This is a genomic window from Streptomyces sp. DH-12, assembly GCF_002899455.1.
Taxonomy (GTDB): Bacteria; Actinomycetota; Actinomycetes; order Streptomycetales; family Streptomycetaceae; genus Streptomyces.
Genome location: NZ_PPFB01000001.1, coordinates 2873650 through 2898775, shown reverse-complemented (window position 1 = coordinate 2898775; position 25126 = coordinate 2873650). Strand labels below are relative to the sequence as shown.

Here is a 25126-nt window from a genome sequence, read left to right as displayed (position 1 = left end):
CCCCGCGGACGGTACCCCCTACCTGCCGCCGCGTTTCGAAGAGAGCATCCACCCGCCATGCTTCAGTTCCTCATCCGCAGGCTGACCGGCGCCGTCGTCATCATGTTCCTGATCGGCGCCTTCACGTTCTTCCTGTTCTATACAGTTCCTCAGGACTTCGCTGCGCTGTCCTGCGGCAAGAACTGCTCGCCCGAGAACCTCGCGGTGATCCGCGAGAACCTGGGCCTGGACAAGCCCATCACCACCCAGTTCTGGGAGTTCATGACGGGCATCGTGGCCGGCCGCGACTTCCCGCAGGGGCACTGCTCCGCGCCGTGCCTGGGTGTCTCCTTCGACAGCGGCGAGTTCGTCTGGGACTCCATCATCGACCGCTTCCCGCTGACGCTGTCGCTGACCGTCGGCGGTCTCGTGATCTTCCTGATCCTGGGCCTCGGCTCGGGTCTGCTGGCCGCCTGGAAGCGCGGCACCGTGGTCGACAAGATCGTCAGCGGCGCCTCGATCGTGCTCAGCTCCTTCCAGATCTACCTGCTCGGCCCGATCGTCCTCGGCCTGCTGGTCTACAGCACGGGCATCATGGAGTTCCCGAAGTACTACAACTTCACCGATGAGCCCGGGGCCTGGTTCCTGGGGATGCTCATCCCCTGGGTGGTCATGGCCACCATCTTCACCGCGCAGTACACCCGTATGTCCCGCTCGACGATGATCGAGCAGCTGCAGGAGGAGCACGTCCGCACCGCGCGCGCCAAGGGCATGCGCCGGAGCTACGTCTTCTTCCGCTACGCCTGGCGCGGCTCCCTGATCCCCATCGTCACCATCCTCGGCATGGACCTCAGCGCCCTGCTGTCCGGCGCGGTGGTCACCGAGTTCACCTTCGACCTGGCCGGCATCGGCCGTCTCGCGGTCGATTCGTCACTGACGAAGGACCTGCCGGTGACCATGGGTGTCATGCTGTTCGGAGCGTTCTTCATCCTGCTCCTGAACATCCTCGTCGACCTCGCCTACGCCTTCATCGACCCGCGCGTACGGCTCAGCTAGGAGAAACACCGTGACCACACTGACCAAGACCGAAGGCGAGAAGGCCCCGACCGGGCCCGAGTCCTTCCTCTCGGTCCGCGACCTGCGGGTGCGGTTCTCCACCGAGGACGGCATCGTCAAGGCGGTCGACGGGCTGTCCTTCGACGTCGAGCGCGGCAAGACCCTGGGCATCGTGGGCGAGTCGGGTTCCGGCAAGTCCGTGACCAACCTGACCGTGCTCGGGCTGCACAACCCCAAGACCACCACGGTCGAGGGCGAGATCCTCCTCGAGGGCCAGGACCTGGTGACCACTCCTGAGAAGGAGATGGAGAAGCTCCGCGGCAACAAGGTCGCGATGATCTTCCAGGACCCGCTGACGGCGCTCTCGCCGTACTACACGGTGGGCCGGCAGATCGCCGAGCCGTTCATGAAGCACACCGGCGCCTCCAAGAAGGAGGCGCGGGAGCGGGCGATCGAGATGCTGGCCAAGGTCGGCATCCCGCAGCCCAAGACCCGCGTGGACGACTACCCGCACCAGTTCTCCGGCGGTATGCGCCAGCGCGCCATGATCGCCATGGCGCTGGTCTGCGACCCCGACCTGCTGATCGCGGACGAGCCGACCACCGCCCTCGACGTGACCGTCCAGGCCCAGATCCTCGACCTGCTCAAGGACCTCCAGCAGGAGTTCGGGTCGGCGATCATCTTCATCACCCACGACCTCGGCGTCATCTCCGACATGGCCGACGACCTGCTGGTGATGTACTCCGGCCGGGCCGTGGAGCGCGGCAGCGTCCGCGAGGTGCTGCGCGAGCCGCGGCACCCCTACACCTGGGGTCTGCTCAGCTCGATGCCGCGCCTCGGCGGGAGCACCTCGCAGCCCCTCATGCCGATCCCCGGCTCGCCGCCCAGCCTGCTGAACCCGCCGTCCGGCTGCCCGTTCCACCCGCGCTGCACGTTCACGGACAAGGTGTCGGGCGACCGCTGCAGCACCGAGCGGCCCTTGCTGGGCGAAGGCCGCGCCGCTGCCTGCCACCTGACGGCAGAGCAGAAGCAGACCATCTTCATCGACAAGATCCAGCCCCGGCTGCGCTAGGGAGATCCGAGACATGAGCGACAACCTCACCCTCCCCGCACAGCAGGGCTCCACCGGCGCGTCGACCGAGGCGCTGCTGAAGGTGGAGGGCCTGACCAAGCACTTCCCGATCTACGGCGGCTTTCCGATCAAGCGGAAGGTCGGTGCCGTGCAGGCCGTCGACAACGTCGACCTGACCGTCGGCGTCGGCGAGAGCGTCGGCCTGGTGGGTGAGTCGGGCTGCGGCAAGTCGACCACGGGCCGGCTCATCACCCGGCTCCTGGAGCCGACCGGCGGGAAGATCGAGTACGCGGGCCAGGACATCACGCACGCCAAGCGCAGGCAGCTGGCGCCGGTCCGGTCCGAGATCCAGATGATCTTCCAGGACCCGTACTCCTCGCTGAACCCGCGGCAGACCGTCGGCACGATCATCAAGTCGCCGATGGAGGTCAACGGGATCGACCCCGCGGGCGGCCGGGAGAAGCGGGTCCGCGAGCTGCTCGAGCTCGTCGGCCTGAACCCCGAGCACTACAACCGCTTCCCGCACGAGTTCTCCGGCGGCCAGCGCCAGCGCATCGGCGTCGCCCGGGCGCTCGCGCTCAACCCGAAGCTGATCGTGGCGGACGAGCCGGTCTCCGCGCTCGACGTGTCGATCCAGGCGCAGGTCGTCAACCTGCTGCAGAAGGTGCAGGAAGAGATGGGCATCGCCTTTCTCTTCATCGCCCACGACCTGGCCGTCGTGCGGCACTTCTCGCAGCGCGTGGCCGTGATGTACCTGGGCAAGGTGGTCGAGGTCGGCGACCGCGACTCCATCTACAACCGCCCGCGGCACCCCTACACCCACGCCCTGCTGTCGGCCGTGCCCGAGGTGGCCATGGACGACGAGGCGGAGAACCGCGAGCGCATCCGCCTCGCCGGTGACGTCCCCTCGCCGATCTCGCCGCCGTCCGGCTGCCGGTTCCGCACGCGCTGCTGGAAGGCGCAGGACAAGTGCGCCACCGAGGAGCCGCCGCTGGTGCGGATCGAGGGCAACACCGAGGGCCACCTGACGGCGTGCCACTTCCCGGAGGAGCCCACCGTCGAGGCGCGTGGCGAGGACGTCGTACTGGACCCGGCCCTGAAGGCGCTGGAGAAGGACGGGGACGCCGCCAAGGACTGACCCCTTCACCGCAGGCCCCTGAAAGGACCGGGGGCGGGAGGACACCCTCCCGCCCCCGGTCCTTTCGCGTGCCCGGTCCGGAGCCCGCCGCCCCCGGAGCCGCCCGGTGGCCTCGTGCGCGCCCGCCCGGCCCTCGCGCACCGTGTCCGTGACGCGGAGGCCACGCGGGTTCGGCCGGCTGCTCCCCGCGCCCGCCCGAGGCTGCGGGGCGTACGGCTCACGGCTCCGCGCTGGCCCGTCCGGACGACCCCCGTACCCGTACGGCCCCGGCGGGCGTGCACGCCGGGGCGTCCGCTCCCAGGCTGGCCCGGTAAGGGACCCGGGCACGAGGAGGCACCCATGCGCACCACCACGCACGCCGGACGGGCCGTCTGCGCGATGGCGCTCGTCCTCGCCGCGGCGGGGTGCGGCGGCGGGGGCGGCAGCGGCGACTCCAGTGCCGTGCTGAGCGCCTCCTGGGGCGATCCGCAGAACCCGCTGGAGCCGTCGAACACCAACGAGGTGCAGGGCGGCAAGGTCCTCGACATGATCTTCCGGGGCCTGAAGCGGTACGACCCGGAGACCGGCGAGGCGCAGGACATGCTCGCCGAGAGGATCGAGACCTCGGACTCGCAGAACTTCACCGTCACCGTCAAGGACGGCTGGACCTTCAGCAACGGCGAGAAGGTCACCGCCCAGTCCTTCGTGGACGCCTGGAACTACGGCGCGAGCCTGCGCAACAACCAGCGCAACGCGTACTTCTTCAGCTACATCGAGGGCTACGACCAGGTGCACCCGGAGGAGGGCGAGCAGACGGCGGACACCCTGTCCGGGCTGAGGGTGACCGGCGAGCGCACCTTCACCGTCAGGCTCAGCCAGAAGTTCTCCACGTTCCCCGACACCCTCGGCTACGCGGCGTTCGCCCCGCTGCCCCGGGCGTTCTTCGACGACCACGACGCCTGGGTGCGCAAGCCCGTCGGCAACGGGCCCTATCTGGTCGAGTCCTACACCCGCGGTTCGCAGATGTCGCTGCGCGCGTGGGACGACTACCCGGGCGACGACAAGGCGCAGAACGGCGGCGTCGACCTGAAGGTCTACACCGACAACAACACCGCCTACACCGACCTGCTGGCCGGCAACCTCGACCTGGTCGACGACGTGCCGGCCGCGCAGCTGAAGAACGTGAGGAACGACCTGGGCGACCGCTACCTCAACACCCCCGCCGGCATCATCCAGACCCTCGCCTTCCCGTTCTACGACGACGCCTGGAACACCGAGGGCGCGACGAAGGTCCGCCAGGGCCTGTCCATGGCGATCGACCGCGAGCAGATCACCGACACGATCTTCCAGAAGACCCGCACCCCCGCCACCGACTGGACCTCCCCGGTGCTCGGCGAGGACGGCGGCTTCCAGGAGGGACTGTGCGGCGAGTACTGCGAGTTCAAGCCCGACGAGGCGAAGAAGCTGATCGAGGAGGGCGGCGGACTGCCCGGCGGCGGGGTGACCATCACCTTCAACGCCGACACCGGCTCCCACCGCGAGTGGGTCAACGCCGTCTGCAACTCCATCAACAACGCGCTGGACGACGAGCGCGCCTGCACCGCCAACCCGGTCGGCACCTTCGCGGACTTCCGCAACGAGATCACCGACCGGAAGATGACCGGGCCGTTCCGGGCCGGCTGGCAGATGGACTACCCGCTCATCCAGAACTTCCTCCAGCCGCTGTACTACACCAACGCCTCGTCCAACGACGGCCAGTGGTCGAACGAGGAGTTCGACGACCTGGTGGACCGCGCCAACCAGGAGACCGACACCGCCGAGGCCGTCGGCCTGTTCCAGCAGGCGGAGGAAGTGGTCCGCGACAACATGGCCGCGATCCCGCTCTGGTACCAGAACGGCAGCGCCGGCTGGTCCGAGCGGCTCTCCGACGTCGAGCTCAACCCCTTCAGCGTCCCCGTCTACAACGAGATCAAGGTCAGCTGAGCGGTCATGGGGCGCTACGTCGTCCGGCGGCTGCTCCAGATGATCCCGGTCTTCGTCGGGGCCACGCTGCTGATCTTCCTCATGGTCAACGTGATGGGCGACCCCATCGCGGGACTCTGCGGCGAGCGGCGGTGCGACCCGGCGACGGCCGCCCGCCTGGAGCAGGAGTTCGGCCTCGACAAGCCGGTCTGGCAGCAATACCTGACGTACATGGGGAACGTCTTCACCGGCGACTTCGGCACGGCCTTCAACGGCCAGGAGGTCACCGAGCTGATGGCGACGGCGTTCCCCGTCACCGCCCGGCTCACCCTGATCGCGATCCTCTTCGAGATCGCCGTCGGCGTCACCCTCGGCGTGGTCACCGGGCTGCGCCGGGGCCGGCCGGTGGACACCGGGGTGCTGCTGCTGACCCTCGTCGTGATCTCCGTGCCCACCTTCGTCACCGGTCTGCTGCTCCAGCTGCTGCTCGGCGTGAAGTGGGGCTGGATCCGGCCCTCGGTGTCCTCCGAGGCGCCCTTCGGCGAGCTGATCCTGCCCGGCCTGGTGCTGGCGTCGGTCTCCCTCGCCTACGTCACCCGGCTGACCCGCACCTCCCTCGCGGAGAACCGCCGCTCCGACTACGTCCGCACCGCGATCGCCAAGGGCCTGCCCCGGCGCCGGGTCGTCGTCCGGCACCTGCTGCGCAACTCCCTGATCCCCGTGGTCACCTTCATCGGCGCCGACATCGGCTTCCTGATGGGCGGGGCGATCGTCACCGAGCGGATCTTCAACATCCACGGCGTCGGCTACCAGCTCTACCAGGGCATCCTGCGGCAGAACACGCAGACGGTGGTCGGCTTCGTCACCGTCCTGGTGCTGGTCTTCCTCGTCGCCAACCTCGTCGTCGACCTCCTGTACGCCGTGCTCGACCCGAGGATCCGCTATGTCTGACCGTCATCACGAACGCGACCCCGCCATCGCGGGGACCGGCATGGGCGGCGCCATGGACCTGGGCGTCGACGAGGCCGAGACCCTGGAGAAGCAGCCGGCCGGACCGGACGGCGCCGGGCCGGAGGAACGGCCCCGCTCCCTGTGGTCGGACGCCTGGCGGGACCTGCGCCGCAACCCCGTGTTCCTCGTCTCCGCGCTGGTCATCCTGTTCCTCGTCTTCATCTCCCTGTGGCCGTCGGCCATCACCTCCGGCTCCCCGCTGAAGTGCGATCTGTCCAAGGCGCAGGAGGGTTCGCAGCCCGGCCACCCCTTCGGTTTCGACGGGCAGGGCTGCGACGTCTACACCCGCACCGTGTACGGCGCCCGCACCTCCGTCGCGGTCGGGGTGCTCGCCACCCTCGGGGTCGCGGTCCTCGGCAGCGTGCTGGGCGCGCTCGCCGGGTTCTTCGGCGGTGTCGCGGACAGCGTCCTGTCCCGGATCACCGACGTCTTCTTCGCCATCCCGGTCGTCCTCGGCGGTCTGGTGCTGCTCTCCGTCATCACCAGCAACACCGTCTGGCCGGTCATCGGCTTCATCGTGCTGCTCGGCTGGCCGCAGATCTCCCGCATCGCGCGCGGCGCCGTGATCACCGCCAAACAGAACGACTACGTGCAGGCCGCGCGGGCACTCGGCGCCTCCCACTCCCGGCTGCTGCTGCGCCACATCGCGCCCAACGCGGTCGCCCCGGTCATCGTCGTCGCGACCATCGCGCTGGGCACGTACATCGCGCTGGAGGCGACCCTGTCCTACCTCGGCGTCGGGCTGAAGCCGCCCAGCGTCTCCTGGGGCATCGACATCTCCGCGGCCTCGCCCTACATCCGCAACGCCCCGCACGCGCTGCTGTGGCCCTCGGGGGCGCTGGCGATCACGGTGCTGGCGTTCATCATGCTCGGCGACGCGGTGCGCGACGCCCTCGACCCGAAGCTGAGGTGAGCCGCGGTGCTGCTGGAAGTACGCGACCTGCACGTGGAGTTCCGCACCCGGGACGGTGTGGCGAAGGCGGTCAACGGGGTCACCTACGGCGTGGACGCGGGGGAGACCCTGGCCGTGCTGGGCGAGTCCGGCTCCGGCAAGTCGGTGACCGCGCAGGCGGTCATGGGCATCCTCGACACCCCGCCCGGCCGGATCACCGGCGGCGAGGTGGTCTTCCAGGGCCGGGACCTGCTGACGCTCAAGGAGGAGGAACGACGGCGGATCCGGGGCGCCGAGATGGCGATGATCTTCCAGGACGCGCTGTCCGCCCTGAACCCCGTGCTCACCGTCGGCGACCAGCTCGCGGAGATGTTCACCGTGCACCGGGGCATGTCCCGCAGGGACGCGCGGGCCAAGGCGGTCGAGCTGATGGACCGGGTGCGCATCCCGGCCGCGCGGGAACGGGTCCGGCAGTACCCGCACCAGTTCTCCGGCGGCATGCGCCAGCGCATCATGATCGCGATGGCGATCGCCCTGGAACCGGCCCTGATCATCGCCGACGAGCCGACCACCGCCCTCGACGTCACCGTCCAGGCCCAGGTGATGGAGCTGCTCGCGGATCTCCAGCGGGAGTACCGGATGGGGCTCATCCTCATCACCCACGACCTGGGCGTGGTCGCCGACGTCGCCGACCGCATCGCGGTGATGTACGCGGGCCGGATCGTGGAGTCGGCGCCGGTGCACGACATCTACAAGGCCCCGGCCCACCCGTACACCCGCGGTCTGCTGGACTCCATCCCGCGCCTGGACCACAAGGGCCGGGAGCTGTACGCCATCAAGGGCCTGCCGCCCAACCTCACCCGCATCCCGCCGGGCTGTCCCTTCCATCCGCGCTGCCCGCTGGCCCGGGACGTGTGCACGACCGACGACCCGCCGCTGTACGAGGTCTCCGGCACGCGCGGGAGCGCCTGCCACTTCTGGAGGGAGTGCCTGGATGGCTGAGCCGGTCCTGGAGGTCAGCGGCCTGGTCAAGCACTACCCGCTGACCCGGGGCGTCGTCTTCCGCAAGCAGGTCGGCGCCGTGAAGGCGGTCGACGGCGTGGACTTCCGCCTGGACCGGGGCGAGACGCTGGGCATCGTGGGGGAGTCCGGCTGCGGCAAGTCGACGGTCGCGAAGATGCTGGTCAACCTGGAGCGGCCGACGGCCGGTTCGATCCGCTACAAGGGCGAGGACGTCACCCGGCTGTCCGGCAAGGCGCTCAAGGCGGTGCGCCGCAACATCCAGATGGTCTTCCAGGACCCGTACACCTCGCTCAACCCCCGCATGACGGTGGGCGACATCATCGGGGAGCCGTACGACATCCATCCCGAGGTGGCGCCGAAGGGGGACCGGCTGCGCCGGGTGCAGGACCTGCTGGACGTGGTGGGCCTGAACCCGGAGTACATCAACCGCTATCCGCACCAGTTCTCCGGCGGCCAGCGGCAGCGCATCGGCATCGCGCGGGGCCTCGCGCTGCGCCCCGAGGTGATCGTCGCCGACGAGCCGGTGTCCGCGCTGGACGTGTCGGTGCAGGCCCAGGTCATCAACCTGATGGACCGGCTGCAGAGCGAGTTCGACCTGTCGTACGTGTTCATCGCGCACGACCTGTCGATCGTGCGGCACATCTCCGACCGGGTCGGGGTGATGTACCTCGGCCGGATCGTGGAGACCGGCACGGACACCGAGATCTACGACCACCCCACGCACCCGTACACGCAGGCGCTGCTGTCCGCGGTGCCGGTGCCGGACCCCCGGGCGCGGGAGCACCGGGAGCGGATCGTGCTGAGCGGGGACGTGCCGTCGCCGACGGACATCCCGTCCGGCTGCCGCTTCCGCACCCGCTGCTGGAAGGCGCGGGAGCGGTGCGCGGTGGAGGTGCCGGCGCTGGCGGTGCCGCCCTGGTTCGCGGAGACCGGAGGCCCGGCCGCGCACGACTCGGCGTGCCACTTCGCGGAGGAGAAGCACGTGGTGCCGGCGGAGGAGCGGGGCGAGGGGCCCGGCTGACGGGGCGCCGGCCGGCGGAGCGGGTGACGGGCCGGGGCGACATGGCGCACCCCGGCCCGCTCACGGCACCCGCACGGCCGTACACCGGCCAGTCTCCCCGGTCCGTGTGGCGGCGCCGTTTCCGCGGGGTTGCCCCGGTGTCAACGCGTGGCGGGTGCGTCCGGGAGGGACAGGGCCCGCTTGAGGAAGCCGAGCTGGAGACGGAGCAGGTTCTCGGCGACCTCCTCCTGCGGCGTCATGTGCGTGACGCCGGACAGCGGCAGCACCTCGTGCGGGCGGCCGGCCGCCAGCAGGGCGGAGGACAGCCGCAGCGAGTGGGCGACGACCACGTTGTCGTCCGCCAGCCCGTGGATGATCATCATGGGCCGGTGCGGCTCCGCCGCGTCGACCAGGCCGGCGTCGTCGACCAGCGAGTTGCGGCGGTAGAGCTCCGGCCGCTCGTCCGGGTGCCCCACGTAGCGCTCCTGGTAGTGGGTGTCGTACAGGCGCAGGTCGGTGACCGGGGCGCCCACCACGGCCGCGTGGAACACGTCGGGGCGGCGCAGCGCCGCGAGGGCCGCCAGGTAGCCGCCGAAGGACCAGCCGCGGATCGCGACCCGGTCCAGGTCGAGCGGGAAGTCCCCGGCCAGCGCCCGGAGCGCGTCGACCTGGTCCTGGAGGACGACGGCCGCGATGTCGTCCTTGACGGACTTCTCCCAGGCGGGGGAGCGGCCGGGGGTGCCGCGCCCGTCGGCGACGATCACGGCGAAGCCCTGGTCGGCGAACCACTGCGAGGCCAGGTACGGGTTGTGGGCGGCCACCACCCGCTGGCCGTGCGGACCACCGTAGGGGTCCATGAGCACCGGCAGAAGGGTGTCACCGGCGTAGTCCCGAGGCATAAGCACGGCGCACGGAATACGGCGTGCGCCCCCCTGCGTCAGCGTCACCCGAGGGGACAAACCCGGGTCTTCGGCGTACGAGGGGACAGCCGCCGTCTGTTTCCCGTCACGGAGCACCCGCACGCGCGAACCTGGCCGGTCCAGGGTCGCCGAGACGAGCACCGTGACCCCTCCGGAGCGCACCGCGGTGTGCACGCCGGGCTCCTCCGAGACCCGCTCCACGCCCAGTTCGTTCACCCGGTGGACGTGCACCTCGCCGATCTCCGGATCGGCCGCCTCCGCGCCCGCCGACGCCGAGACCAGCACGTCGTCGTCCGAGACGTCGAGGACCGCACGGATGTGCAACTGCGGTCCGGTGAGCGGCCGTTCCCCCACGACGAGGCGCCGGGCGCCCCCTTCGTCGGCGATCCGGACGAGCTGTCCCGAGGGGCTCCAGCACGGCACGCCGGGGAAAAGTTCCAGCCAATCCGGGTCTTCGTCGGCGTGCACCATCCGGGTCGCCCCGGTGTCCGGGTCGACGGCCAGGATCAGTTGCGCCCGCTGGTCGCGCGCCTGGACGAGCAACAGCGGGGCACCCGCCGCTGACCAGTGCACTCGCGCCAGATACGGGTAGCGCGCCCGGTCCCAGGAGACCTCCGTGCGCGCCCCCGCGAGGTCCACGACGAACAGCCGTACGTCCGCGTTCGGGGTGCCGGCCGCCGGGTAGCGGACGTGACGCGGCTCACGTTCCGGGTGGGCGGGGTCGGAGATCCACCACCGCCGCACCGGCGTGTCGTCCACCCGCGCCACCAGCAGCCGGTCCGATTCCGGGGCCCACCAGAAGCCGCGCGAACGGTGCATCTCCTCGGCCGCGATGAACTCGGCCAATCCGTACGTGACGTCCTCCGCTTCGGGGGTGGTGAGCGCGCGGTCGTCCGCCCCCTCCGCCGAGACCACCCGCAGCGCGCCCTGGGCGACGTACGCGACGTGCCGTCCGTCGGGTGACGGACGGGGGTCGATCACCGGCCCCGGAGTGGGCAGTTCGCGCGCCGTGCCGGCCCTCAGCTCCGCCGTGAAAAGCCGCCCTGACAAGGAGAAAGCCGCCAACTCGACGGCCGCGTCGGTGGCGTAGCCGACGATGCCGGCGCCTCCCTCACGGCTGCGTTCGCGCCGCGCGCGCTCCTCGGCGGAGAGCTGCTCGGAGGCGCCGTTCAGCAGGGCGCGCGGGTCGGCGGCCACGCGCTCCCCGCCCTCGTCCGCGTCGAGCACCCACAGGGCGTTGGCCCGGTCCGAACCGGAACCTGAGCGGAGGAACACGACACGTGAGCCGTCGGGCGCCACGCTGAACGAACGCGGCGCGCCGAGCGTGAAGCGGAGGGTGCGGGCGTGCCGCCGGGGGAAGGAGTCCGTCTCGGTCGTCATGCCCTGACCATATTGGCCATGCGCCCCCTTGTGCGGCTGTGCGCCGATCGATGCGCACGTACGGATAGTTATGATCGTTAGCGCATAGTGGGTATGAACCTGCTGCCCGCTGTGTGAACGTACTGCCCCCATATTCCTGACCCCCGCGCCCTGGGATCCTTGGAGGTGAGCCGCCGTGGCACTCTCGATTTCGGCGGTGGTGCTGCTGGCGATCATCGTCTTCCTGCTGATCAAGAAGTCGGGACTGAAGGCAGGGCACGCGATCGTGTGCATGCTGCTCGGCTTCTACCTGGCCTCGTCGACGATCGCGCCCACGATCAACGAAGTCACCTCCAACATCGCGGGGATGATCGGCAGCCTCAGCTTCTGAGCGCGGCCGCCGCCGGCCTCTCGCGTGTTACCCGTCGGTAAGCAATGATGGGCGAGCCATCATTCACGCACGCAGGGCGGAGCCGACGGTGACGACTTCCGAGGAACAGAGCCAGGGACGCGGCGAGGCGCGGACCAGGGTCCACGTCTTCCGTGACGACGCCCTGCGCGACCTGGACGCGGTCGGCCTCGCCGCGGCGATCCGCCGGGGCGAGGTGAGCGCCGCCGAGGTCGCACGGGACGCGGCGGCCCGGGTCCGGGACGCCGACGCCCGGCTCGACGCTGTCCAGGTGCACCTCGACGTCCCCGCCCGCCCCCCGGCCGACGGCGGCGCGTTCGCCGGGGTGCCGACCCTCGTGAAGGACAACACCGACTTCGCGGGTCTGCCCACGGGCCACGGCAGCGCCGCGTTCGTGCCCCGTCCGGCCCGTCGGCACGCCGCGTTCACCCGCCAGCTGCTGAGCACCGGCGTCACGGTGCTCGGCAAGACGCGGCTGCCCGAGTTCGGCTTCAGCCCCACCACGGAGTTCGAGGAGGGCCCGCCGGTCCGCAATCCCTGGAACACCGGCCACTCGGCGGGCGGTTCCTCCGGCGGCAGCGCGGCCCTGGTCGCCGCGGGCGCCGTACCGGTCGCGCACGCCAACGACGGCGGCGGCTCCATCCGCATCCCGGCCGCCGCCTGCGGACTCGTCGGCCTGAAGCCGACCCGCGGCCGGACCGTGCCGAACGCGCAAGGCCGTCAGCTCCCCATCGACATCGTGGTGGACGGCATCGTGAGCCGCACGGTCCGGGACAGCGCGGCGTTCCTCGCGGCGGCCGAACTGCACCGCCGCAACCCGAGGCTGCCCGCTGTCGGGCTGGTCGAGGGCCCGGCGGACCGCCGGCTGCGGATCGGTCTGCTGGTGGACTCCCCGAACGGCGCCCGCACCGACGAGGACACCCGCGCGGCCGTCACCGGGACGGCCCGGCGGCTGGAAGGGCTGGGCCACACGGTGACCCCGGTGGAGCTGGCCATCGACCCGCACTTCACCGAGGACTTCCTCACCTACTGGGGCATGCTGTCGTTCCTCATCGGCACCACGGGCCGGACCATGGGCGCGGACTTCGACCGCCACCGCATGGACGGCCTCAGCCGCGGTCTGCGCGCGACCTACGTCGCCAACTGGCGGCGTACACCGGGGGTGCTGCGGCGGCTGAAGCGGACGCGGGAGGCGTACGCGGCGGCGTTCCGGGGCCTGGACGTCATCCTGTCCCCCGTCCTCGCCCACACCACCCCGCCGCTGGGCCACCTCAGCCCGTCCGTCCCGTACGCCACCCTGATCGAACGCATCCTCGCCTACGTGGCGTTCACCCCGGTCAACAACGTCGTCGGCACCCCGTCGATCTCCCTCCCGGCCACGCACGCGACCCCGGACGGCCTGCCCGTCGGCGTCATGTTCTCGGGCCGCCCGGGTGCGGAACGGACGCTCCTGGAGCTGGCGTTCGAGCTGGAGGCGGACCGGCCGTTCCGGCGGCTCCAGGACGACTGACGGTGGTCCGGTGAGGCGCCGGCGAAACCGTGAGCATCTCGGCCCTCACTGTTCTCGGGGTGCTCGCTTGAGCGCCTGGCTGACGTTGTCCTTCCCGGTGTTCACGGGGTCGAAGGGCTGATCGCCGTCGCCTGGGGAGCGGCGCACACGTCCGCGGTGGCGGGCGCCCGGCACCGGATCGGCGATCCGGGGTAACGAAGCCATAACGGAGCGGGACGGGTTGGGCGTCGCCCACTCCTCACCGGTGATCCCTTCCCCGGAGAGAACTGGACCTTCCTGATGTCTCAGCACCGTGCGTCACGCGGCAGGACCCGCGCGAAGACCGGCCGTTCCCATGCGAGGACCAGCACCCCGCGCGTCCGGATCCTCGCGGCGTCCGGCGTCCTCCTCGCGCTGGGCGGAGCGGCCGCGCTGATGTGGCAGAGCGACCCGGACGCCACCGGCGCCGCGGCGTCCGGGAAGCCGCAGGGGCAGCGGTCCGCCGGCGACCGTGCCGCCGAGGCGGACGACACGCGTGTCGAGGCGATGCACGCGGCAGAGGGCGAGACGGAGGAGACGGCCGAGCGGCGGATACGCGAGGAGGAGCAGAAGGCCCGCGCGCACGCCGCGAAGACGGCGCACGAGAACCAGCGGGAAGCCGAGCGCGAGAGCGAGGCCGCGGCGGAGGAGGCCCGTGAGAAGGCCGCCCGGGCGAAGCAACGACAGAAGGAGGCCGCGGACGCGGCCACCTCGGGCAGCGGCGGCTCCGCTTCCGGCAGCTCGAATTCCGGCGGCTCGAATCCCAGCGGCTCCGCTTCCGGCGGTTCGCAGTCCGGCGGCTCGTCCTCCGCCGGCATGTCCGCCAACGAGCGCCGGCTCATCTCCCTGCTCAACGAACGCCGCCGCGCCCTGGGGCTCTCGCCCGTCGCGGAGAGCGCCGGCCTGGCCGGCCAGGCCGAGGAGTGCTCCGCGCGCAACCTCCAGAACGGAACCCTCACGCACTGCGGCCACGAGGTCCTCTTCATGGGCGGCAGCGGCAACACCCCCGAGGCGATGATCGAGGCCTGGTTCAACAGCCCGGGGCACAAGACCGCGCTCACCTACGGGAGTTCGACCGAGGCGGGCGCGGCGATCGTCACCGACGGCGCCGGCCGGCTCGTCGCCGCCATCAACATCGACTACTGAGCGGCGTCCCGTCGGCCGTCCCGCCACGGTCGGCCGGCCCGCCACGGTCGGCCGGCCCGCCACGGTCGGCCGGTTCGTCGCACCCCCGGTGCGGCGAGCCGGCCCCCGGCGCCTTCCCCGGGCCGTCGCGCGACAGAAAACGCTTCCGGTCCCTCCGGGACTCCTCCGGCTCGACCCGCCCCCGGGCCCGCGCCCTGTGCGGCCGGGTCCGCCGGAAGCGTCCCGCGCCAATAGGGTGGGACCCATGACGGAACTGCCCGAGCGGCGTCTGATGCTGGTGCACGCGCACCCGGACGACGAGTCGATCAACAACGGCGCGACCATGGCGCGCTACGCGGCCGAGGGGGCCCACGTGACGCTGGTCACCTGCACCCTCGGTGAGCGCGGCGAGGTCATCCCGCCCGAGCTGCGGCACCTCGGCGGCGCAGCCCTCGGCGGACACCGGCTCGGCGAGCTGCGGGAGGCGATGGCGGCGCTCGGCGTCACGGACTTCCGGCTGCTCGGCGGGGCCGGGCGGTACTGCGACTCCGGGATGATGGGCCTGCCCGACAACGACGATCCCGCCTGCTTCTGGCGGGCCGACGTCGACCAGGCCGCCGGGCTGCTCGCCGAGGTGATCCTCGAAGTACGGCCGCAGGTGCTGGTCACGTACGACGACAACGGCGGCTACGGGCACCCCGACCACATCCAGGCCCACCGCGTCGCCATGCGCGCCGTCGAGCTGGCCGCCGAGCGCGGATGGGACGTGCCCAAGGTCTACTGGAACCGCGTACCGCGCTCCGTGGCCGAGGAGGCCTTCGCCCGACTGGAGCGCGACCTGCCCACCCTGCCCTTCGACAGGTCCGCCTCGGTGCGGGACGTCCCCGGCGTGGTGGACGACGAACGGATCACGACCGCCGTCGACGGCACCGCGTACGCCGGCGCGAAGGCCGCCGCGATGCGCGCCCACGCCACCCAGATCACCGTCGCCGACCAGCCGTACTTCGTGCTGTCCAACGAGCTCGCGCAGCCGCTGTTCACCACCGAGTACTACGAACTGGTGCGCGGCGAGCGGCCCGCGGGCCGGGAGGGCGACCTGTTCGCCGGCGTCGGCACGGAGGAGGCGTCGTGAGCGGCGACCACGTGCCCGCGCTGGCGCGGCCGCTGCGTCCGCCCTCCCCCGGGCGCGCAGCGGTCCTGCTCGGACTGCTGGTGCTCGGCGCCGTGGTCGGCGTCGCCGGGGCGCTGGTCCAGCCCGCGTGGTTCCCCGGCGGGCTGCTGCTCGCCCTGGCCGGCGAGGCCGGACTGGTGCTCGGGGCGGCACGGGTGACCCGCAGCCGGTCGGGCGGGGTGGCCGTCGCCGCCGGCTGGATGATCACCGTCATCCTGCTGACGGCCAGCCGTCCGGAAGGCGACTTCCTGTTCGCCGCGGGAGGCGGCTCCTACCTCTTCCTGCTCGGCGGCATGGCCGTGGCTGTGATCTGCGCCACCATCGGACCCGGGAAGCAACCGGACGGGGACCCCGCCCGACTTCGCAAGTGACGTACCACTTCGCCGTGCCAAGGGCGTGATGGTCCGGTGTGGGTTTCCCCGGCGGTACTGGGATACCGGCCGGATATGGCCAGTAAGGTGGTGCGCGCCGCCGAGCCTCCTTCGCACCCTCGGCCTCGCCCGAGCTGGGAGGACCCCCACCGTGAGGTCGTGACGGGCGGCGGAGCCAACCGGGAGAACCTGCCTTGAGTCGTGAAACTGACACCCCGTCCTCCGGGCCCGACGGGCGCGGCGGAGCCGCCTACCCGTCGGGCACCCCGCCCTACGGGATCCCGGCGATTCCGGACGAGGGCACGGACGCGGGCCGTCCGGCCGCGCGGCCGGAGGACCGCAAGACCGAGACCACGCTGACGACCCGGATCCGGATCAACATCCCCGGATCACGGCCCATTCCGCCGGTCGTCGTGCGCAAACCCGTCACGGACGCGGAGAGCAAGAAGGGCGCCGGCGCCTCCGAGGCCGCCGCCGAGCCCGCTCCCGCCGCACCGCCCGCCGACCCGGTCGAGCCGCCCGCGCGGCCCGAGGCGGCCGAGAAGCCCGCCGCCGGGGAGAAGCCGGCCAGCGACTGGTTCGCGCCCCGCAAGTCGCCTGCCGCCAAGCCCGGTCAGGCCGGCGGTGCGGCCAACGGCGCTGCCGCGCCCGGCACTTCCGGCGCGCCCTCCGGCGCCGCTCCCGGGGCGCCCTCCGGTGCGCCGTCGGGCGGCCCGACGGGTGGTCCGACGGGTGGCCCGACGGGCGCCGCGCCGGGTGCGCCCAAGGCCCCGAACGGCGCGCGTCCCGCCGCCGGACGGCCCGGCGGCGTGGTCGGCTCCATGGGCGCGCCGGGCGGACCCCGCCCCGGCGGTCCGCAGGCGCCCGGCCCCACCGGCCCCACCGGCGCGACCGGTGCGACCGGCGGACCCGTGGCCCCCGGGCACGGCGGCGGCACCGGCTCCTTCGACGTGACCGAGGCGCTGGCAGGCGCTCCCGGCGGCAACCGCGCCGACCGCGGCGGCGAACCGCGCCGCGACGACCTGCCGTACGCCGCGGACGACGCCAAGGGCGGTCCCCGGCGCGGCCCCGGCGGCCCGGGCGGTCCCGGCGCCCGTCCGGACGGCGGCGTGCCCGGCCCCGGGCGTCCCGGGGGCCCGAAGGCGCCCTCCGGTCCCACCGGCGGCCCCGTCACCGGCGACGGCCCGATGGCCCCGCCCGCCGGCGGCACGCCCTTCACGGAGGAGCGCACCGGCTCCCACGCGGTCCCCGGCGGCGGACTGAGCGACGACACCGCGATCCTCACCCCGCAGAAGCTCGCCGCGCCCGGCGACCCCGGCTACCCGCGCCACGACAACGTCCCCGGGAACACCGTGACCAGCGGCATCCCCGTGGTCCCGCCCAGCGCCTCCTTCGACGCGCCCGGCACGGGCCCGGACGCCCCCGGTCCGCACACCCCGCCCAAGCTGCCCGAGCCGGTCGCCCCGCCCCCGGCGAGCTCCTCCAAGGCGCCGAAGAAGAAGGGCCGCAGCAAGCTCGTCCTGCTCGCCACCGGTGTCGTCCTCGTCGCCGGCGTCGCCTACGGCGCGGGCCTGCTGATGAACCGTTCCGACGTGCCCAAGGGCACCACGGTGCTCGGCGTCGAGATCGGCGGCGGCACCCGCGACGAGGCCGTGAAGAAGCTGGACGGCGCGCTCGACGGCCGGCTGGACAAGCCGCTGAAGCTGTCGGTCGACGGCAGGACCGTCGAACTCCAGCCGGACAACGCCGGTCTGCAGGTCGACATCGACGCCACCGTCGGCAAGGCCGCCACCAGCGACTACAACCCGGTCAACGTGATCGGCTCGCTGTTCGGCCAGTCGCGCGTGGTCGAGCCGGAGATCCCGGTCGACCACGAGAAGCTGCAGGCCGCCCTGGAGGACGCCGCCGGAGGGGCCGGCACGGTCAAGGAGGGCTCGATCACCTTCGAGTCCGGCAAGGCCGTGCCGGTGTACCCGCAGGCGGGCAAGGGCGTCGACGTCGCCAAGGCCGCCGACGTGGTCGCCGAGGCGTACCGCACGCAGGTGGAGACGGGCACCGCCGCCGCGGTGAACGTCCCGACGACGGCCCAGCAGCCGAAGGTCACCAAGGCCGAGGTCGACCGGATGATGAAGGAGTTCGCCGAGCCCGCGATGTCGGACCGGGTCACCGTGCAGACGGACCCGGCGCACTCGGTGCCGATGAGCCCCGAGAAGTCGCTGTGGAAGTTCCTGCGCGTCGAGGCGGTCAACGGCAAGCTCGTCGAGAAGCCCGACCTGAAGGCCCTGGAGGAGCTGTACGGCCAGGCCTTCGACGGGGTGCTCATCACCCGGGGCAACGGCGAGAAGACCCCCGTCACCCCGCAGGACGTCTACGGCGCCCTGCGCCAGGCGCTGGTCAGCACGACCGACCGCACGGCCGTCATCGAGACGGACCCGAGCTGACGCGACGCACGACAGCGGCGCCGCACGGAGCACTCCGTGCGGCGCCGCTGTCGTGCGTGCGGGTCTCAGTGCGCGGCGACGGGCACCGGGGCCTCGGCGGCGGCCTCCTCGGGGGAGCGGCGGCGGATGCCGGCCACGGCGACCGCGGCGCCGATCAGGCACAGGACGCCGGTGACGGTGACCGCGGCGTGCATGCCGTTGACGAACGCCTGCGCGCTGCCCTCGACGACCGCGGCCCGCAGCCCCTCGGGCATGCCGGGGGAGACCGGGGCGATGCCCATCGCCACGGCGTCCTCCGCCCCCTCCAGGCCGTGCGCCACGGCGGACGGCACGCCCGCCCCGGTCAGCTCGCCGTACAGCGAGGAGCCGACCTTGCCGGCGATCACCGTGACCAGCACCGACGTGCCCAGCGCGCCGCCGATCTGCAGCATCGTGGACTGCAGCCCGGACGCCACCCCGCCGTCCCGGACCGGAGCGTTGCCGATGATCGCGGCGGCGGTCGCGGGCAGCACGATGCCGACGCCCAGGCCCAGCGCGATGTACGGCGGCCACATGGTGGCGTAGGAGGAGTCGGTGGACCAGGTGAGCATGCCGAACATGGCGGCGGCGGACAGCACCAGGCCCAGCGGGATGGTGGCCCGCGGGCCGAAGCGCGCGGTGAGCTGCGAGCCGAGCGGTGAGGCGACCAGCGAGGCGAGCGACATCGGCAGCGTGCTGATGCCGGCCTCGACGGGCGTGTAGCCGCGGACGTTCTGCAGGTACAGCATGATGAAGAAGATCCCGCCGAGCATCACGAAGAAGTTCAGCGCGGTCATCACGGATCCGGTGGTCAGCGACCGGTTCCGGAACAGGCGCATCGGCAGCAGCGGGTGCTCCTGCCGGGTCTCGTACCAGCCGAAGAGGACCAGCAGGACGACGCCGGCGGCGATCGAGCCGAGGGTGCCGCCGGAGGCCCAGCCCCAGGTCTCGCCCTTCACGATGCCGAACACCAGGGCGAGCAGTCCGGCGGCGAGCACGACGACGCCGACCACGTCGAAGCGCTGCTCCCCGCCGGCGTTCCTCGACTCCCGCAGCACGGCCGCGCTGAACAGTAGGGCCACGATCCCGATGGGGACGTTCAGGTAGAACACCCAGGTCCAGTCGACGTGCTCGACGAGCAGACCGCCCAGGATCGGGCCCAGCGAGGTGGACACGGCGGACACCATGCCCCAGATGCCCACCGCGAGCCCGAACTTCCGGGGCGGGAACACCGCGCGCAGGATGCCCAGCGTGTTGGGCATGAGGATGCCGCCGCACAGGCCCTGGAGCACGCGGAAGGCGATGACGCCCTCGACGCCGCCGGCCAGGCCGATGCCGACCGACGCGACGACGAAGCCGATGACGCCGACGAGGTAGTACCGGCGGCGGCCGAACCGGTCGCCGAGCTTGCCGCCGAGGATCATCGAGGCGGCGAGCGCGAGCAGGTAGGAGTTGGTGACCCACTGCAGTTCGGCGGTGTCGGCGCCGAGGTCCTTGCCGATCGCCGGGTTGGCGATGGCGACGACGGAGCCGTCGAGCTGCACCATGAGCAGGCCGAACGACACGGCGATGAGGGCGAGCCAGGGATCGCCCCGGCGCGCGGTGGGGCGATCCACGGACGTGGACGACGACATGGGGAAGCCGTTTCTTTCTCGAAAGGGGGGAGCGGCATGCGCGCGGAACGGCGCCCGGGGCGTCGCCGCGCGGGGCGACGCGCGTGACGGGGGGAGCGCCCGGGGTGGGGCGCGGGTCAGCGGGTCGCCGCGTGAAGGTGGCCGGGGAGGGCCTTGAGGGCGCCGAGCGCCGAACCGAGCGCGTCCAGCTCGCCGTCGGTGACCGAGCGCAGGGCCTCGCCGAGCAGACGCTCTTCGAGGGCGCGCACCTCGGCGATCCGGCGGCGCGAGACGGCGGTGAGGTGGAGGTGGGCGATCCGCTTGTCCGCGGGGTCCTGGCGGCGCTCCAGCTCGCCCCGCTCGATGAGCTGGGAGACGAGCGCGCTGACGTTGTTGGGCTTCATCAGCAGCGCCGAGGCGGCCTCGCCGACCGTGGCGCCCTCGTGCCGCGCTACGTGACGCAGCAGCGCCAGCTGTCCCTCCGGCGGCTTCGGATGCGGGTACTCGCCCGCGACCCGCCGGTCCAGTGCCCGGTGCAGCGCGGGCAGGCACGCCGCAAGCTCGGCGGCCAGGTGCGCGACGCGCTCCTCGGAGGCACGGGTGGGGGACATGTACGTGAGGATAGGTATCCAGGCATACCTATGTCAAAGGCGGGCGGCGCCGCGCCGCCGGGAGCGGCCGGGCCGGCGTCAGTTGAGCAGGGCCCGGGCGGCCAGCGCCTCCCCCCGGATGCGGTCCGCCGCCTGTGGGTCGACCGCCGCGACGACGTCCGCGTACGCCTCCAGTTCGGCCGCGCCCGCCGTGAACTCGCCGCGCTGCACGAGGAGCTGGGCGCGTTCGTAGCGCAGGCGGGCGGGGCGGGACGGGAGGAGCAGGGAGAGGTCCAGGGCCCACAGACCGACGTCGGTGCGCTCGGGGCGGGTCGCCGCCCAGGCCCGGACGTTGTTCAGGACGCGCGCGACCACCTCCAGCGTCCCCGCCGGGGCCGGCATGGACGGCTCCAGCGGGCCTCCGGTGGCCCCGGCGGCCAGCAGCTCCGCGTCCGGTCCGGTCAGCACCCGGCCCCCGTCGAACGGGTCGGCCAGCACCTGCCCGGCGCCCGCCCCGTGCGGGTCGCCGAAGCCCACGACGAAGTGCCCGGGCAGCGCCACGCCGTACACCGGCGCGCCCGCCCGGCGGGCCACCTCGATCCACACCACCGACAGCAGGATCGGCAGCCCGCGCCGCCTCCGCAGCACCGCGTGCAGCAGCGAGGACTCCAGCCGCCGGTAGTCGTCCGGCAGGCCGTGGAAGCCGTACCGCTCGCCCAGCAGGTCCCGCAGCGCCACCGCCCACGCGTGCGGCGAGCCCGGCCGGTGCGGCAGCTCGCCCGCCAGCCGGTCCAGCTCGATCTCCACCGCGTCCATGCCCGCCTCGTCGAGCGTGCCGTCGCCCTCCGCCGCCACCAGGAGGCACAGCACGGACAGGCCGGGCCGCTCGCAGCGGGCCTCCTCGGCGAAGCGCCGGCGCAGTTCGGCGGAGCGCCCGGGCGGTGGGGGCCAGGGGGAGCGCATACCCGGTTCGTGCCCGCTCACAGCGGCCCGTCACCCGCCCGAGCCGACGCATCCTGAGCGGAGCCCTCCCGCGGGTCCGGCCAGTCCGGTGCGGGCCCCTCCGGCGCGCGGTGGTGGTGGTACGCGTGGTGCGGGGCGAAGCCCAGGCGGTCGTACAGCGCCCGCGCACCCTCGTTGTCCGCCTCGACCTGCAGCCAGGCCGCCGAGGCGCCCTCCTCCAGGGCTCGGGCGGCCAGCGCCGCCATCACGGTCGTGGCCAGCCCGCGCCGCCGCCGCGCCGGGTCCACCTCGACCGCCGCGAACCCGGCCCACCGGCCGTCCACGACACACCGCCCGATCGCGGCGGGCGCCTCGGCGCCCGGCTCACCCGGCACGGTCGCGAACCACACCGACGGCTCACCCGAGGACGGCTCGCCGGGGAAACCCCCGCCCAGCACCCGCAGGGCCACCTCGCTCACGCCCTTGCGCCGGTACCGCGCCAGCCACGCCTCGTCCGCCCGCCGGGACAGCAGCACGCCGGAGGCCGTCCCGGCGCCCGCATCGGCGACCGGGGCCAGCCCGCCCGTCCACAGCTCGGCGGTCACCTCGCGGACCCACCCGCGCCGCTCCAGCTCCGCGCAGAGCAGCTCCTGCGTGTCCTTCGCGCCGGTCGCGGTCTGGACGTACGCGGGCAGCCCCCGGGCCGCGTACCAGCGGCGCACGGCCGTCAGCGCGTCGTCGAGCGGCAGGCCCGGGTCGCCCAGCGGCAGCACGGAGTTGGCCCGGCGGGTGAAACCGGCGGCCGCCCGCAGCTCCCAGTCGCCGAGCCGCTCGCTCTCCACCGGCCGCCAGCCCCGCGCGGCCACCCGCGCCAGCTCCGCGTAGGAGGCCGCCGGGCCACGCCGACGCGCCGGGGCGGCCGGCACGACCTTGCCCGCTACCAGTGCGGACTCGGCGACGCGGACACTTTCCCCGCTCTTCCTTGTGATCTGCAACACACCGTTGTCCCATGATGTGAGAACGCCGACCGTGTCGCTGAACTTCTCACCCGAGGGGCCATGTTCGATCAAGCTCCTCACGGAGACCCGTTTCCCCACGTCAGCAGCGGTGACACGGACCTCGAGGCGCCCGGCGGCTGAGATTTCCACAGGTCAGTTCACCCCTCCTGTTCGGATCATGCTCCGGAACGGAGATACTAGGGGCGGGCATCGACGACGCCGCGCTCCCGCGCGCCAGGCGGCGGAGCCTGAGGAGGCCCGCCAGCGCCCTATCGAGGAGGAACGACAGCGTGACCTACGTCATCGCGCAGCCTTGTGTCGACGTCAAGGACAAGGCGTGCATCGAGGAGTGCCCGGTCGACTGCATCTACGAGGGCCAGCGGTCCTTGTACATCCACCCGGACGAATGCGTCGACTGCGGCGCCTGTGAACCGGTCTGCCCGGTCGAGGCCATCTTCTACGAGGACGACACTCCGGAGGAGTGGAAGGACTACTACAAGGCGAACGTCGAGTTCTTCGACGAGCTCGGCTCCCCCGGCGGCGCCAGCAAGCTCGGTCTGATCGAGCGGGACCACCCGTTCATCGCCGCGCTGCCGCCGCAGGCGTAACCGTCCCGCGGCGGCCCCGCACCGACGCGTCGCCCTGGTCCCGTACGGCCCGCCCGCCGTACGGGACCGAGGCGTTCGCCGAACCAGAAAGTGAGCCCCCACCCGTGTCCGCAGTCTCCGACCGGCTGCCCGCCTTCCCCTGGGACAAGCTGGAGCCGTACAAGAAGACGGCCGCAGCGCACCCCGACGGCATCGTCGACCTCTCGGTCGGCACGCCCGTCGACCCGGTGCCCGAGCACATCCAGAAGGCGCTGATCGCCGCGGCGGACTCGCCGGGCTATCCCACGGTGTGGGGCACCCCGGAACTGCGGGACGCGATCACCCGCTGGGTGGAACACCGGCTCGGCGCCCGCGAGGTGACCCACCGGCACGTCCTGCCGGTCGTCGGCTCCAAGGAACTCGTCGCCTGGCTCCCCACCCAGCTCGGACTCGGCCCCGGCGACCAGGTCGCCCACCCGCGCCTGGCCTACCCGACGTACGAGGTCGGCGCCCGCCTGGCGCGCGCCGAGCACGTGGCGTACGACGACCCGACCGAGCTGGACCCGGCGCGGCTGAAGCTGCTGTGGCTCAACTCGCCGTCCAACCCGACCGGCCGGGTGCTCTCCAAGGAGGAGCTGACCCGGATCGTCGCCTGGGCCCGCACGCACGGGATCCTCGTCCTGTCCGACGAGTGCTACATCGAGCTGGGCTGGGAGGCCGACCCGGTCTCGGTGCTGCACCCGGACGTCAACGGCGGTTCCCACGACGGCATCGTCGCCGTCCACTCCCTGTCCAAGCGGTCCAACCTGGCCGGCTACCGCGCCGCGTTCCTGGCCGGCGACCCGGCCGTGCTCGGCCCGCTGCTCCAGATCCGCAAGCACGGCGGGATGATGATCCCGGCCCCCACCCAGGCGGCCGTGGTGGCGGCACTCGGCGACGACGAGCACGTCCGCGTCCAGCGCGAGCGGTACGCGGCCCGCCGCACCACCCTGCGCGACGCGCTGCTCGCCCACGGCTTCCGCATCGAGCACAGCGAGGCCAGCCTGTACCTGTGGGCCACGCGCGACGAGTCCTGCTGGGACACCGTCGCCCACCTCGCCGACCGGGGCGTCCTGGTCGCCCCCGGCGACTTCTACGGCCCCGCAGGCGACCGCTTCGTCCGCGTCGCCCTGACCGCGACGGACGAACGGGTCCAGGCCGCGGTGAGCCGCCTGACCGTCTGACCGCCTGACACCGGCACGCCGGACTCGCCACCGGGCCGGCGGCCCGCCGCGGCGAACGCGGCCGACCGCCGCCGGGTGGCGAGGGCGGATACCGGCGGCCCGGAAGGAACGGGCCGGCGCGGCCGGCCGGTCGCAGCGGGCCGGCCCCGCCAAGCTCCCACGGCCTCCCCACACCGTCGCGCCGTCCCGGCACCGGGACGGCGCGACGACTGCGGCAGGACGTGCCGAAGGGGCCCGGGGGAGAGGTCCCGGGCCCCTTCGTCTCGCTGCTCAGGTCGCCTTCGGCGAGGGGGTCAGCCGAGAGGCAGGCCCTTGACCGGCAGGTTCTTCGTGGGGCCGCTCTTGCCGAGGGAGTCGGTCGGCAGCTCCTTCACCACCGGCACGGCCTTCTTCACGGTCGTGCCCGCCGCCGGAGCCACCTCGGTGGCGTCGGGGGTGGTCTTGCCGACGCCCCGCGTCACGTTGTCCACGGTCTTGCCGGGCGCACCGTCCAGGGCGCTCAGCCCGAGGTTCGGGGCGGACGGCAGCGCCGGCGCCGCGCTCGCGGAACCGGCCGCACCGACCCCGGCGGCCGCTCCCGCAGCGACGAGCAACGCGGCACGGGCGATCCGACGGGTCAGGGGGAGGGACATGGTGCTCCTTCGACGGCAGACGACGGTGGGGTCCGGCCGCCCGGGACGACCCACTGGCGGTCGGCCGTCCGTGACCGGGCCCGGACG

At 72.7% G+C, this 25126-nt stretch carries 22 protein-coding genes; 16 read left to right on the top strand and 6 right to left on the bottom strand.

Annotated features, from left to right (window positions below; genetic code table 11):
- Nucleotides 1-57: 57 nt before the first annotated feature.
- The 8 genes from C1708_RS11700 to C1708_RS11665 all read left to right on the top strand — a co-directional run bounded on the left by C1708_RS11700 (nucleotide 58) and on the right by C1708_RS11665 (nucleotide 9133).
- A complete protein-coding gene (locus C1708_RS11700) occupies nucleotides 58-1035 on the top strand; it encodes an ABC transporter permease (RefSeq protein ID WP_106412621.1) in 978 nt (325 codons plus the stop codon).
- A 10-nt stretch (nucleotides 1036-1045) separates the two neighbouring features.
- Nucleotides 1046-2107, top strand: a complete 1062-nt coding sequence (locus C1708_RS11695; RefSeq protein ID WP_106412620.1) for an ABC transporter ATP-binding protein — start codon at nucleotides 1046-1048, stop codon at nucleotides 2105-2107.
- Between the two features lie 13 nt (nucleotides 2108-2120).
- Nucleotides 2121-3245 carry an ABC transporter ATP-binding protein gene (locus C1708_RS11690; protein ID WP_106412619.1) on the top strand — a complete coding sequence of 375 codons (1125 nt, stop codon included), beginning with the start codon at nucleotides 2121-2123 and terminating at the stop codon, nucleotides 3243-3245.
- 339 nt (nucleotides 3246-3584) lie between these two features.
- Nucleotides 3585-5207, top strand: coding sequence for a peptide ABC transporter substrate-binding protein (locus C1708_RS11685; RefSeq protein WP_106412618.1), 1623 nt, complete (start codon nucleotides 3585-3587; stop codon nucleotides 5205-5207).
- 6 nt (nucleotides 5208-5213) lie between these two features.
- Nucleotides 5214-6137 carry an ABC transporter permease gene (locus C1708_RS11680; protein ID WP_106412617.1) on the top strand — a complete coding sequence of 308 codons (924 nt, stop codon included), beginning with the start codon at nucleotides 5214-5216 and terminating at the stop codon, nucleotides 6135-6137.
- The gene (locus C1708_RS11675) at nucleotides 6130-7110 is read left to right on the top strand and encodes an ABC transporter permease (protein ID WP_106412616.1); all 981 of its coding nucleotides are present in this window, start codon (nucleotides 6130-6132) and stop codon (nucleotides 7108-7110) included. The genes C1708_RS11680 and C1708_RS11675 overlap by 8 nt, the downstream gene beginning before the upstream one ends.
- Before the next feature lie 6 nt (nucleotides 7111-7116).
- Nucleotides 7117-8091 (top strand): ABC transporter ATP-binding protein, encoded by a 975-nt coding sequence (locus C1708_RS11670; protein WP_106412615.1) that lies wholly within the window; start codon nucleotides 7117-7119, stop codon nucleotides 8089-8091.
- Complete coding sequence (locus C1708_RS11665; protein WP_106412614.1) at nucleotides 8084-9133, top strand: ABC transporter ATP-binding protein; 1050 nt, start codon at nucleotides 8084-8086, stop codon at nucleotides 9131-9133. The genes C1708_RS11670 and C1708_RS11665 overlap by 8 nt, the downstream gene beginning before the upstream one ends.
- A gap of 140 nt (nucleotides 9134-9273) precedes the next feature.
- Here the strand turns inward: C1708_RS11665 and C1708_RS11660 are convergent, their stop codons facing one another.
- Nucleotides 9274-11412 (bottom strand): S9 family peptidase, encoded by a 2139-nt coding sequence (locus C1708_RS11660; protein ID WP_106412613.1) that lies wholly within the window; start codon nucleotides 11410-11412, stop codon nucleotides 9274-9276.
- A gap of 175 nt (nucleotides 11413-11587) precedes the next feature.
- Between C1708_RS11660 and C1708_RS11655 the strand changes: the two genes are divergently transcribed.
- The 6 genes from C1708_RS11655 to C1708_RS11630 all read left to right on the top strand — a co-directional run bounded on the left by C1708_RS11655 (nucleotide 11588) and on the right by C1708_RS11630 (nucleotide 18436).
- Nucleotides 11588-11782, top strand: coding sequence for a hypothetical protein (locus C1708_RS11655; protein ID WP_106412612.1), 195 nt, complete (start codon nucleotides 11588-11590; stop codon nucleotides 11780-11782).
- Nucleotides 11783-11870: 88 nt separating this feature from the next.
- Nucleotides 11871-13310, top strand: a complete 1440-nt coding sequence (locus tag C1708_RS11650) for an amidase (protein ID WP_106412611.1) — start codon at nucleotides 11871-11873, stop codon at nucleotides 13308-13310.
- Nucleotides 13311-13589: 279 nt separating this feature from the next.
- Nucleotides 13590-14474 carry a CAP domain-containing protein gene (locus C1708_RS11645; protein WP_106412610.1) on the top strand — a complete coding sequence of 295 codons (885 nt, stop codon included), beginning with the start codon at nucleotides 13590-13592 and terminating at the stop codon, nucleotides 14472-14474.
- A gap of 244 nt (nucleotides 14475-14718) precedes the next feature.
- Nucleotides 14719-15585 (top strand): N-acetyl-1-D-myo-inositol-2-amino-2-deoxy-alpha-D-glucopyranoside deacetylase, encoded by an 867-nt coding sequence (gene mshB / locus C1708_RS11640; protein WP_106412609.1) that lies wholly within the window; start codon nucleotides 14719-14721, stop codon nucleotides 15583-15585.
- Nucleotides 15582-15995: a DUF6113 family protein gene (locus tag C1708_RS11635; RefSeq protein WP_106412608.1), complete on the top strand. Its 414-nt coding sequence runs from the start codon at nucleotides 15582-15584 to the stop codon at nucleotides 15993-15995. The genes mshB and C1708_RS11635 overlap by 4 nt, the downstream gene beginning before the upstream one ends.
- Nucleotides 15996-16189: 194 nt before the next feature.
- Complete coding sequence (locus C1708_RS11630) at nucleotides 16190-18436, top strand: hypothetical protein (RefSeq protein WP_157951270.1); 2247 nt, start codon at nucleotides 16190-16192, stop codon at nucleotides 18434-18436.
- A 65-nt stretch (nucleotides 18437-18501) separates the two neighbouring features.
- On the opposite strand, the gene C1708_RS11625 is transcribed toward C1708_RS11630, so the two are convergent.
- The 4 genes from C1708_RS11625 to C1708_RS11610 form a co-directional block, all read right to left on the bottom strand.
- On the bottom strand, nucleotides 18502-20088 hold the full coding sequence (locus C1708_RS11625) for an MFS transporter (protein WP_106412606.1): 1587 nt from the start codon (nucleotides 20086-20088) through the stop codon (nucleotides 18502-18504).
- 116 nt (nucleotides 20089-20204) lie between these two features.
- Nucleotides 20205-20678: a MarR family winged helix-turn-helix transcriptional regulator gene (locus tag C1708_RS11620; protein ID WP_106412605.1), complete on the bottom strand. Its 474-nt coding sequence runs from the start codon at nucleotides 20676-20678 to the stop codon at nucleotides 20205-20207.
- 78 nt (nucleotides 20679-20756) lie between these two features.
- Entirely contained in the window at nucleotides 20757-21620 is an 864-nt protein-coding gene (locus C1708_RS11615) for a transglutaminase-like domain-containing protein (protein ID WP_106412604.1), read from the bottom strand.
- A 17-nt stretch (nucleotides 21621-21637) separates the two neighbouring features.
- The gene (locus tag C1708_RS11610) at nucleotides 21638-22747 is read right to left on the bottom strand and encodes a GNAT family N-acetyltransferase (RefSeq protein WP_106412603.1); all 1110 of its coding nucleotides are present in this window, start codon (nucleotides 22745-22747) and stop codon (nucleotides 21638-21640) included.
- A 140-nt stretch (nucleotides 22748-22887) separates the two neighbouring features.
- Between C1708_RS11610 and fdxA the strand changes: the two genes are divergently transcribed.
- Together fdxA and C1708_RS11600 are read left to right on the top strand one after the other, a co-directional pair.
- A complete protein-coding gene (gene fdxA, locus C1708_RS11605; RefSeq protein WP_004926152.1) occupies nucleotides 22888-23205 on the top strand; it encodes a ferredoxin in 318 nt (105 codons plus the stop codon).
- Nucleotides 23206-23309: 104 nt separating this feature from the next.
- Entirely contained in the window at nucleotides 23310-24407 is a 1098-nt protein-coding gene (locus C1708_RS11600; RefSeq protein ID WP_106412602.1) for a bifunctional succinyldiaminopimelate transaminase/glutamate-prephenate aminotransferase, read from the top strand.
- 293 nt (nucleotides 24408-24700) lie between these two features.
- On the opposite strand, the gene C1708_RS11595 is transcribed toward C1708_RS11600, so the two are convergent.
- A complete protein-coding gene (locus tag C1708_RS11595) occupies nucleotides 24701-25039 on the bottom strand; it encodes an ATP-binding protein (protein WP_106412601.1) in 339 nt (112 codons plus the stop codon).
- Nucleotides 25040-25126 lie beyond the last annotated feature (87 nt).